Origin of the sequence: Brevibacillus sp. DP1.3A (assembly GCF_013284245.2) — a bacterium.
Classification (GTDB): domain Bacteria; phylum Bacillota; class Bacilli; order Brevibacillales; family Brevibacillaceae; genus Brevibacillus.
In genome coordinates, this window is sequence record NZ_CP085876.1 from 2,389,722 (window position 1) to 2,401,591 (window position 11,870).

The following is an 11,870-nucleotide window of genomic DNA, read 5'->3' on the forward strand; positions in this document are numbered from 1 at the left end:
TCAACATGTGGGAAGGAGCAATCCGATGTTCAATGATAAGGAATCAGCTAAATCAAGAGATGAGATACTTGCCGAGAGCAAATCGAAGCTTTCCGAGAAGAAACTGGCATTGCTGGAGAAGCTGAAAGGCTCAAAACTGGAGACGAAAAAGACTGGGATTCCGCGGCGTTCAAGAGAGGGCTTCGTGCCCCTCTCTTTTGCCCAGCAGAGACTATGGTTTTTAGACCAGTTGGTACCAAACAGTCCTGCTTATAATGTGGTGGCTGCCTTCCATCTATCGGGTGAGCTTCACACAAACATCATGGAGCGGTGCGTTAATGAGATAGTGAAGCGCCATGAAGCCCTGCGAACCACCTTTCAAGTCGCAAATGGAGAGCCGTATCAGCTAATTGCTCCTGCCTTGCAAATTCCTTTTCCCATCGTCGATCTTACAGGACATCCCGAGGGTGAGAGGGAGGAAGAGTTTCGCCGACTCGCTAAAGAGGAAAGCATGTATGTTTTCGATCTAACTAAGGGACCCTTGTTGCGTGTTACTTTATTCAAACTTGGCGAGGATTTGAATATTCTACTTTTGAACGTTCACCATATCATCATTGACGGATGGTCAGTCGGGGTTTTCTTCAGAGAAATGGTTCTGCTTTATCAGGCCTATCTCGCGGGTAAGCCTTCCCCATTGCCTGAGCTTCCGATCCAGTATGCTGATTTTTCAAGCTGGCAGCGGGAGTGGCTTCAAGGAGAAGTGCTGGAGAAACAGCTTTCTTACTGGAGAGAAACCCTTGGAAAAGATAGTAGCGTGTTAGAGCTGCCAGTAGACCGTACAAGACCGCCTATCCAAACGTTTCAAGGAGGGAGCCTAAAACTACAAATTCCCTCTTCCCTTTCACATGCCATAAAAGCGCTGTGCGAGCAAGAAAATGCCACGCTGTATATGGTCATGATCACCGCGTTAAAGATATTGTTGCACCGTTACAGCGGGCAAAATGATATCCGGGTGGGAGTGCCCGTAGCGAACCGCAACCGCGTGGAAATGGAGAATCTGGTCGGCTTTTTTGTAAATACGTTGGTCCTCAAAACAGATGTTTCCGGCAATCGTAGCTTTAGAGAGCTGTTGTCACGTGTGAGAGAAACGGCGAACAGCGCATACAGGCATCAAGATGTACCGTTTGAACGACTAGTGGATGAATTGCAGCCTGAGCGTAATATGAGTCAAAATCCACTGTTTGAAGTCTGCTTTGTGTTGCAGAACTTTCCTATGCCGAAAAAATCGGACATGTCTGCATTAGGCTTTTCCTTGGTCAAATTTGAAGAGTTCCGTAACAACACATCCAAGTTTGACCTCTGGATTCAGGTTGTAGAAAAAGGGGATATCCTTGACCTAGACGTTGAGTTCAACTCCGATATTTTTAATGAATCGACAATCAGTCGCCTGTTAGAAAGCTTTACAATCGTGCTGGCAAGCATTGTTGCGAATCCGAACAAGCCGATTTCAGATTTGCCGATTTTGACCGCTGCTGAAGAGCAAAAGCTGTTGGTTGAATGGAACGATACGAAGACGTACTACCCACAGCAAGATAGGTGCCTTCATGAAATGATCGAAGCGCAGGCTGCCAAAACACCAGATGCGCCAGCCGTTATTTTTGAAGAGGCGCAACTCACTTACAAGGAATTGGATCAACGGGCGAATCAACTGGCTAACTATCTCCGAAAACAGGGCGTAAGAGCGGAAACGCTTGTGGGCATTTATATGGAGCGCTCCTTTGAGATGGTCATTGGGCTGTTAGGTATCCTCAAAGCAGGCGGCGCCTACGTTCCCCTAGATCCAAGCTATCCGCAAGATCGGGTTGCCTTTATGATCACGGATGCGAATCCTTCTTTCCTCTTGACTGCGGAAGGGCTGAAGAACACGCTCCCTGAATACGATGGACAACTAATTTGCCTCGATTCAGATTGGGAGACAATCAGCATGGAGAGCCATGTGGCGCCTGCAAGCGGAGTCAACAGCGACAATTTGGCGTACATGATTTACACCTCAGGTTCTACTGGTAAGCCAAAAGGTGCGATGAATGCTCATCGCGGTATCGTCAACAGACTTTTATGGATGCAGGAACAATATCAGCTGAATGAAACCGATCGGGTAATGCAAAAGACGCCTTTCAGCTTTGATGTGTCAGTATGGGAATTTTTCTGGCCGTTAATGACGGGCGCCTGCATGGTAGTAGCTCGTCCAGAAGGTCACAAAGATACAACATATCTGGCCCGTCTGATCAAAAAAGAGAAAATCACCACCATGCACTTTGTTCCTTCGATGCTTCAAGTATTCCTGGAGGAGACGGAAATTAGCGGCTGCGAAACGCTGCGACGAGTCATTTGCAGTGGGGAAGCCTTATCTTATTCAACGCAGGAGCGCTTTTTCGAGTGTCTCGATGCGGAATTGCACAACCTTTATGGTCCTACAGAAGCGGCGATTGATGTCACGTACTGGGTATGTCAAAAAGGAAGCAAGCTTAGATCCGTGCCGATTGGACGTCCTGTGGCGAACACCCAAATCTATCTGTTAGACGAGCACTTGAATCCTGTTCCCGTCGGTGTTGCTGGAGAGCTACACATCGGTGGTGTGCAACTGGCTCGCGGATACTATAACCGACCTGAGCTGACAGAAGAAAAATTCATCCCTGATCCATTCAGCAATAAAGAGGGAGCACGCCTTTATAAAACAGGTGACTTGGCACGTTACATGTCGGATGGAACAATCGAGTATCTGGGCCGAATTGATTTTATGGTCAAATTAAGAGGGTTCCGTATCGAGTTGGGTGAGATTGAAGCTGTATTAGATGAACATCCACATGTACAAAAAGCGGCTGTGATCGTTCATGAATCCGAGCAGAGACCAGGGCATAAGCAGTTGGTATCTTATATCGTGCCAGATTCACAGTCCAAGGAAAAATTGAAAAAGGCAACAGTAGAAGAAGCACTTCCTGCGGAACAGGTATCAGAATGGCAGGATGTCTTTGATAAAGCCTATGATGATGAAAATAAATATGAGGCCGATTTCAACATTACCAGCTGGAACAGCAGTTATACGGGTCAGCCTCTTTTAGCGGAAGAAATGCGTGAATGGGTCAATTCGACGGTTGATCGTATCCTTGCCTTGCAACCGAAAAAGGTACTCGAAATCGGGTGCGGTACAGGGCTGTTGTTATCCCGAATTGCGCCTCATTGTGAACAATATTGGGGAACGGATTTTTCGTCGATGGCGTTGGATTATATTACTGCGAATCTGATCAACCAAAGAGAGGATTTATCCAATGTCACCCTGCGTAAGAGCTATGCGGATGATTTTAGTGGACTAAAGGGACAGAAGTTCGATGTGATCGTGCTCAACTCTGTCGTGCAGTATTTCCCAGATGCGAGCTACCTGTTGGATGTGCTGAAAAAGGCCATAAACGCCATGAATGACAAAGGAGCAATCTTTGTCGGTGATGTTCGTAATCTCTCTTTACTGCAAACCTTCCTTACTGAGGTGGAGATGGAAAAGTCACCAGCGACGTTGACCACCGATCAATTGCAGCGCCGCGTGCAGAAGCGAATGAGACAAGAGCAGGAGCTGGTTATAGACCCAGCCTTTTTCTATGCGCTTCAAGAGCAGCTGCATCAAATCAGCCATGTAGAAATCAAGTTGAAACGTGGAAGTCATCCTAATGAATTAACTCGCTATCGTTATGATGTGGTTCTTCATCTCGGCAAAAAAGTGCAGCCAATAGAGGACTTTTCATGGCTGGATTGGCATGAGGAGCGATTCCAAAATATTGATGGACTTCGTCAAATCATGACCAAGTATAAACCGCAAATCTTAGGTCTTACGAATATCCCTAATCTGCGGTTGGACAGGGCGAATCGATACCAGTCATTGCTTGCTGACAGAGATGTTCTCAAAACGGTGGAAGAACTGAGAACGGATCAGAACCATCCAGGCACTGGAATAGACCCTGAAGACCTTTGGAAGTTGGGGGCTGAGCTTCGATACAGTGTGGATATCGCTTGGATGGGTGATAGAGAAGATGGCAACTATGAAGCTGTGCTCAGACCTGAGCATTTACTCGAAAAAAGACAGCGTAACACAGTGGTCACCGCGTGGCACCGTCCAGCGAAAAACTACCAGCCGATCGAAACGTATGCGAACGATCCTTTGACAGACAGAGTTGCTCGCCAGTTCATTCCAGAGCTGCGCAGTTATTTACGGGATAAGCTGCCAGATTACATGGTTCCGTCTATCTTTGAGTTTATCAAGGAAATGCCAGTGAACATGAATGGAAAATTGGATCGCAAAGCGCTTCCTACGCCGCTTATGGAAGTGCCAGAGATGGAGGGAGATTTTGTACCACCGACGACGGAGACGGAAAAAATTCTTGCCGATGTCTGGGCTGAAATACTGGGCTTGGATAAGGTTGGCATACATAATAGCTTCTTCGGATTAGGTGGCGACTCCATTCATACCATTCGAGTGGTTGCGAGAGCAAAACAACACGGTTTGGAATTAACTCCACAGCAAATTTTCCAATTCCAGACCATAGCTGAACTGGCAGAGGTTGCAGGTGAGGCTTCCACCCAAAATGCGAAGCGAACGACAACAGTAGTAGAGTTACCAACTCTTGAGAAACATCAGCTGGATAGCATAAAAGTAGACAATCCATACATGGAGGATGTATATCCGCTGACGATTATGCAAGAGAATATGCTTTATCGATACAAGCATCATCCAGAGCCTGGTTTGAATGTGGTTCATCATGCTTTTCGCATAGAGGGAGGCCCTTTCCACGTATCTGCTTTTGAGCAGGCATGGCAGCATCTCATCCAACAATTCCCTGCATTGCGAACCTCCTTCATCTGGGAAGAGCTGGATGAACCGATGCAGATCGTGCATGAGAAAGTGGATATCCACATCAAACAGGAAGATTGGCGTGGCATTCCGGAAGAAAATCAACATGAACAATTGCAATCCTATATTCAAAAGCTGAGACAACAAGGATTTGTGATGGGCCAAGCACCACATGCGCATCTTGCTCTGCTTCAAGTAGGAGAGGATGTCTACTACTTTATTTATGTCTTCAACCTGATGTTGCAGGATGGCTGGAGCTATACGTTGATCGTTAAGAGACTATTCGAATATTATCAAGCGTTTTCCCAAGGGAAGGCGATTGATATTGTTCCTGTATATCCTTACCGGGATTATGTTGCGCTACAAAAACAGCAGGACTTAACAGATGCCGAGCTGTTTTGGAAGAAGAATCTGAATGGAATGACCAGCTCCACTCTTGAATGGGCGCAAACGAGCAGGAATAATATTTCTGCCGAAGAGTCTCCCTATTCTCAAGAAAGGTTCATCGTATCGCCAGAAGTCTCCGCGGCGTTGTTATCCTTGTCCAAAAAGTACCATCTGACGCCATATACATTGGTACAAGGGGCTTGGGCATTGCTGCTCCATCATTACAGCGGCAAGGAAGACGTTGTATTTGGTACGATCTTTTCCGGCCGCAGCATAGCGATGATGGAAGTCGAGCATTCTGTCGGGCTTTTCTTCAATATTCTGCCCATTCGCGTGAGCATCGAGCAAAACATGAGGTTCTTGTCTTGGCTCCAAAACATGCAGTCCAAGGTAGTAGAGACGAGTCAGTACGAATACACGCCACTGAAAAATATATACGAGTGGTGCGATATTCCACGAGATCGTCTTTTATTTGACAGCTATCTGGTAAGCGAACAGCTCCCAGATTTCTCTTCTGTCTTTAGAGGTTTTAATGATGTCCTCGGAGCTACCATCTATGATTCCATCGCTCAGACGGAGCATCCATTACGAGTGGAAATCCTTTTCTATGAACAAGTGCTAGTCCTGCATATCAACTATTATCGACGTTTCTTCAACGATAAGGAGATTAGCAGTATGTTGCAGCACTTGAATGATCTTTTAGAAGGATTGGTAGCAAACCCAGAGCAAAAGGTAAGCGAGCTAGTCCAAGTTATAAAGTATCATCCCCAACACTAAATTTGCGAACAAGAGGAGAGGTTAGTATGTGTGGAATTGTGGGATGGCTTGATTGGGATGACGATTTGTCATCCCAGCATGCTATTTTGCACAAAATGGCTCAAGCGATCCAACATCGCGGGCCAGACGAAGAGGGATATTGGTTGTCTCCCCGGGCAGCGATTGCGCATCGGCGCCTGATCGTGATCGACCCAGAAGGCGGCAAGCAGCCAATGATCTACCGAGAAGGAGATCAGACGTGCGTCTTATCGTTTAATGGCGAAATCTATAATTATTTGGAACTGCGCCGCCAATTAGAGATGCTTGGACACTCCTTTCAAACCAATTCTGACACGGAAGTATTACTGCACGCTTTTTTGGAATGGAGAGAGGAATGTGTCCGTTATCTCAATGGAATTTTTGCATTCGCCATTTGGGACGAAAAAAATCATCGATTGTTTTTAGCGCGTGACCACTTAGGTGTAAAACCATTATTTTATTGCCAACGAGGGAGCTCGTTCTTGTTCGGCTCCGAACTGAAAGCCTTGCTCGCCCATCCAAAAGTGAAGCCTGAAGTAGAAGCGGATGGGTTAGCAGATATTATCGGACTTGGTCCGGCGAGAACGCCTGGATTCGGTATTTTCCGCAATGTAAATGAGGTTCGAGCTGGACATTGTGTAACAGTCACGAAGGATCAAATCAGGACAAGGCCATACTGGAAACTTGAGAGCAAGGTGCATACCGATGATATGGATACAACGACAGAAAGAATACGCGCACTGTTACAAGACACGGTACAACGCCAGTTAATCTCTGACCTGCCTTTAGTTAGTATGCTGTCTGGCGGTTTGGACTCTAGTGGCTTGGTGGCTTTAGCTGCTGAAGAGCTAAGTAAAAAAGGGAAGACGTTGCAAACCTATTCGGTTGATTTTGTTGACAATGATCAGCATTTTGAAGAAGGGTTGCTGCACATTAGCTTGGATGCACCATGGGCGAAATCAGTCTCAGAGCATGTACAAACGAGGCATCAAGAGATTACCTTCAACGCTCAAGATCTGATTACTCATTTTCATATGCCAATGAGAGCGCGTGATCTCCCGGGATTAGGGGAGACGGATACCTCGCTCTATTTGTTCTGCCGGGAAATGAAGAAAAAAGCGACCGTCTCGCTATCAGGTGAATCGGCAGACGAAGTGTTTAACGGGTATCCTTGGTTTCAGAAGGAGAAATTCTTGAATTCAGGCAAATTCCCTTGGATGGAGCATGACGGGTGGAGTTCATTTTTAAATGAAGAAGCCATTGAAAGGATTCGCCCACAAGAATATCTTCGCAGGCGGTATGAAGAAGGGATTGCAGAGGTACATCCTTTGGAAGGGGAGACAGCATTGGAAGCGCAACAGCGCAAAATGTCGTACCTCTTTATCACACGTTTTCTTCCGTTGCTATTGGATCGCAAGGATCGAATGAGCATGTATACGGGGTTTGAAGTACGTGTTCCCTATTGTGATTACCGTCTGGTTGAATATTTATGGAATGTTCCATGGAAAGTAAAAAATATTGATCAAATCGAAAAAGGCTTGCTTCGCAGAGCATACAAAGGATATTTGCCGCATGAAGTATTGTACCGCAACAAAAGCGCATATCCGATGACCTATCATCCAGAGTATTACCATGCGATTTTGGACCATATGAAACAAATTTTAGCGAACCCTAATTCGCCTCTACTACCATTGATTAATAAGTCTGTGATCCAATTTGTACTGGATGGAAAAGCACCTATGAATCTAGCTCAATCAACGAAGCTGATCGAATACCTCGTCCAAATAAATATGTGGTTAGAGGAATACAAGGTTTCCATTCGATAGAAGCCCTAAGATTTGCTGATAAAAAGGACAGTCAGGATGCTTATTCCTGACTGTTTTTCTTTCAAAAATTGTAGTTGAAGGGATGTGTAGGAAATGAATGTCAGTGAGGCAAATCAGAATATGGCAATCCCACAACGACTGCCTGCAAACGGAAGTGACAGGTTTAATTACATGGTCAGCTATCTTTCCGATTGCCAACTTCAAATGGTGCTGGAAATGGACGGACAGGTGAATCAACAGCGATTGCTTCAAGCGATGGAGGCAAGCACCATTGCGGAACCTATCATTGGTTGCCGTTTTATAAAAGATCCAGTCCGCCCCAATTGGGAGCGACGCAGCGATTTGGCGTCAAGCGGTTGGTGTTCCTTGCAACTTCTCAGTGAGTCCGATTCCGTAGAGAAAGCCATACAGGAGTGGCTGTCGAGCCCAATAGACATCGATGCTGATGCGATGGTCAAAATTCGCATTCTGCGGACCTCGACCAAAGATATCATTTGCATCAAATTGAATCATTTATGCAGTGATGGTGCAGGATTGATAGAGTATGTTCACCTGCTAGCTTCGCTATATAGTGAGCTTGCCAAAAACCCTCGCTACGTTCCCGAGTCAAACCCTGAGGGTAGGGATCAGAGCCGTTTGTTCAAGGAGATGGGTATCCCAAATGGCGGGATGCAGCAAGCTCCAGAACCCCAGGGACCAACACTTCCTTTTACGCCTGGAGAACCAGCTAAAAGGAGACAAGCCATTCGCAGAATTCCGCGCGAAGAGTGGCTAGAGCTGGCGCAAGGATTTAAACAAAAAGGGTTTACAGTAAATGATGTGTTATTGGCTGGCTACATGCGAGCTTTATATCAACAAATGAAGAATGTTCCAGCTGAGCAGGTCAAAGTCATGGTGACGGTTAATGTAAGAAAATTCTTACCCACGGGGAAGGCGGACGCGATTTACAACTTGTCTGGTGTTGTTCACGCCTCCATGAATCAAGCAGCAGGGACATTTGCAGATAAGGTGAAAGAAGTGGCGGAATTCATGAAGAGTCAACGCGATAACAAAGAGATTCTGCATGATGCGGTAAACACGTTTGCCTTTGTGGAAAATTTTGAGTTTCAACAGACATTGAAGATCATACAGGATGTAAGAAAACAAATCGTAGCAGATGGAAACAGCACTCCAATATTATCAAATTTTGGTATGATTGGTACTAGTCAGATAGCATTCGATGATGTGAAAGTCGCAGGTGCGTACATCGTATCTCCAGCCTATTACGCACCAGGACTGATGCTTGGAGTCAGTACGTATCAAGATTGCATAACCCTCAACATTTCCTTCTTTGAATCGAACACAGACATTGGGTTAATAGAAAAACTCCTGGATACCATGGTAGAAGAAATCAAGTCATACCGAGAGTAGCCAGCTTACAGCAATTACCTACCCATTTAGATAAGGAGTGAATGAAATGAATAAAGTAGTATTCCCTAATGAAATATCAGGTGCCGAGAATCTGCAACAACAGTTCGAACCCTACGGCTGGTATGCAGAAATGAGAAAAAATAGCCCGGTACATTACGACGAAAAGCAACAGGTTTGGAACGTATTTCTGTATTCGGATGTAGAGCGTGTGCTGACCGATTATCACCTCTTTTCAAGCGATACAGGCAAACGAATCGCTGGTTCCCTCGCATTGAAAGAAAAGGGGATCACAGAGATGGACCCACCTGATCACGGAAAAAGGAGAGCTCTCTATACAAAGGCATTCTCAACCAGAACACTCCAGGAGTGGGAGCCGCGTATTCAAGAAATTTCACGTCATTTGCTAGAGGAAGTAAAAGAAAAGCAAAGCATCAAAATTTTAGGTGATCTCGCAACCCCGATGCCGGTAATTGTCATTGCCGATTTGCTCGGTGTACCGTCCAGTGATTGGATGCTGTTCAAACAATGGTCCGATGTTCTCATCTCTTCCGGGACCCGCGAAACGTATGAGGATATTAACCTCAAAAAGGAAGAAATCATGAAGGAAATGGCCGTTTATCTCTCTCCGATCATTCAAGAAAAAAGAGAGAACCCGGCAAAAGATTTCCTTTCCGATTTAACGCAAACAGAATATAAAGGCCAAAAACTATCTGACCGCGAGATTATTGATATTGCAATCAGCTTGCTGCTTGCCGGAAATGTAACGACAAGTACGCTCTTGTTTAGTGTTTTCTACTGCTTTTTACTGGATCGACCAGGCGTCTATCGTGAATTAAGAGAGAATCCGCAACTAGTAGATCAAGCAATCGAGGAAGTATTGCGCTTCCGTCCGCCAGCACAGGTTTTGATGCGCAAGGTTCAAGAAGATACGGATATGTTCGGAAGTCTGATGAAAAAAGGCGAAATCGTCATGGCATGGCTCGGTTCTGCCAATCGTGATGAAAATACCTTTGCACAGGGAGATCAATTCGATATCCATCGACCTAATAGCAACAAGCATTTATCCTTTGGAAAGGGCTGCCACTTATGCCTGGGCGCACCACTATCCAGGCTGGAAGCAAAGGTGATGCTAACAGAAATGATCAAGTGCTACTCAGACATCTCAATCGGCGGCTTTGACAACGATCTGATTCTCAATGTAACGAGAGGCTAATCCTATCGTTTGCCCGTTTTCGTTTCTAAAAAAGCAGTTGAGCAGGAAGGTTATCCCTGTTCAACTGCTTTTTTTATTTGGAGAGAAGGAAAATAGAATTCCATACTTTTCAATACTTATCTTTCCGAATCAACAAATAAACAATCAACCCTATAAGCGGAAAAAACAAGGAAGCAACAAGCCCGATGATAGCGAATTCCTTGCTATTCCCTCGTCTCCTTGCATCGCGGTATACCCAAATACTGATGACAATGTTAATGATGTTTAAAAATAAGATTATTAGTAACGGGAGGAACACAATAAAGCTAGAGGGAGCATCGCCTACTTGAACCAAAGGATCACCTGCTTTTAAATGTTTTCAAGACTTTCCCAATTATATAAAAGGATGAGGGAATTGTGAAATCTATTTATGAGCCATTTTCGTAACGATCACCGGGATGGAAACTTCCCCCGAACCTCCTCCAAAAAAGCCTGCACCGCCGGGGACAAATAACGATTTTTCATATACGCCAAATAAACCGTCCGCTCCAGCGCAGGCGAATCAATCGTTTTCCGAACAAGCGAAGCATCTGTTGATCCAGACAAATAGTTCTCCGGGATAATCGTAACCCCGAGATTCTCCCTCACTAACGTTAACGCAGTTTCAAATCGCTCAATCTCAAATTTGATTTGCGGGTTGACTTGTTCAAACGAAAAGGCCGTTAGAATATCCTCCCTCGTCTGAAATCCCTCTGTACTAATGATGAATGGCTCACTAGCTAAGTCTTTCAATCGAACCGATTCCTTTTGCGCAAGTGGATGATCCTTGTGCAGCACCAGCATTAAGCGCTCATCATACAGGGGAAATAATTCGATATCTTCTTCATCGATGAATTGGTTGGTTATGAGTAAATGCGTATGATACTTCCGCAGTGATTCCTTTACAGCTTTCCCGCTCAACACCTCGATTAGCTTGATGTTAATAGAGGGAAAACGTCCCTGATATCCGCGAATGACTTTTGGAATCCAATGCTTCACGGACTCAATGATGCCGATGATGAGATCTCCGCTGCCAGTCAGCTTTACTTCTTCCATCTCTTTTTTCAACATGTTCATTTGGGAAAGAAGCAACAACGATTTCTGATACAAAATTTTACCAGCATCCGTCAATTCCATTTTTCTTGTGTTTCTCTCGAGCAGTGGAGAGCCGACTTCTTGCTCCAGATTTTTAATCGCATTACTTAAGGAAGGCTGTGAAATATGCAGTTTTTGTGCGGCTTTGGAGTAGCTCAACTGATCACAAACTGTCACAAAATAGTGCAAATGTTTGATGTCCAACTGGATCGCCTACCCTTATTTATAGCTTTAAGCTATCAATTTATTT

6 protein-coding genes are annotated in these 11,870 nt (G+C 45.1%); 4 read left to right on the forward strand and 2 right to left on the reverse strand.

The annotated features are described in order from the left end of the window. Positions 1-25: 25 nt before the first annotated feature. From HP399_RS10940 to HP399_RS10955, 4 genes are all read left to right on the forward strand, one after another. Positions 26-6,040, forward strand: coding sequence for a non-ribosomal peptide synthetase (locus tag HP399_RS10940; RefSeq protein WP_173617113.1), 6,015 nt, complete (start codon positions 26-28; stop codon positions 6,038-6,040). Positions 6,041-6,066: 26 nt separating this feature from the next. Further along, positions 6,067-7,884 (forward strand): asparagine synthase (glutamine-hydrolyzing), encoded by a 1,818-nt coding sequence (asnB, locus tag HP399_RS10945; protein WP_173617114.1) that lies wholly within the window; start codon positions 6,067-6,069, stop codon positions 7,882-7,884. Positions 7,885-7,977: 93 nt separating this feature from the next. Continuing rightward, positions 7,978-9,294: a condensation domain-containing protein gene (locus HP399_RS10950; protein WP_173617115.1), complete on the forward strand. Its 1,317-nt coding sequence runs from the start codon at positions 7,978-7,980 to the stop codon at positions 9,292-9,294. A gap of 46 nt (positions 9,295-9,340) precedes the next feature. Beyond that, entirely contained in the window at positions 9,341-10,507 is a 1,167-nt protein-coding gene (locus HP399_RS10955; RefSeq protein WP_173617116.1) for a cytochrome P450, read from the forward strand. A gap of 109 nt (positions 10,508-10,616) precedes the next feature. Here the strand turns inward: HP399_RS10955 and HP399_RS10960 are convergent, their stop codons facing one another. Beyond that, positions 10,617-10,841 carry a hypothetical protein gene (locus HP399_RS10960; protein ID WP_228088494.1) on the reverse strand — a complete coding sequence of 75 codons (225 nt, stop codon included), beginning with the start codon at positions 10,839-10,841 and terminating at the stop codon, positions 10,617-10,619. Between the two features lie 95 nt (positions 10,842-10,936). Then, positions 10,937-11,824: a LysR family transcriptional regulator gene (locus HP399_RS10965; protein WP_173617117.1), complete on the reverse strand. Its 888-nt coding sequence runs from the start codon at positions 11,822-11,824 to the stop codon at positions 10,937-10,939. Positions 11,825-11,870: the final 46 nt, after the last annotated feature.

What these genes read in the sequence shown, in the direction of transcription:
- HP399_RS10955 (WP_173617116.1), top strand. Translation starts at nt 9,341, where the DNA reads ATGAATAAAGTAGTATTCCCTAATGAAATATCAGGTGCCGAGAATCTG.
- HP399_RS10940 (WP_173617113.1), top strand. Translation starts at nt 26, where the DNA reads ATGTTCAATGATAAGGAATCAGCTAAATCAAGAGATGAGATACTTGCC.
- HP399_RS10950 (WP_173617115.1), top strand. Translation starts at nt 7,978, where the DNA reads ATGAATGTCAGTGAGGCAAATCAGAATATGGCAATCCCACAACGACTG.
- asnB (WP_173617114.1), top strand. Translation starts at nt 6,067, where the DNA reads ATGTGTGGAATTGTGGGATGGCTTGATTGGGATGACGATTTGTCATCC.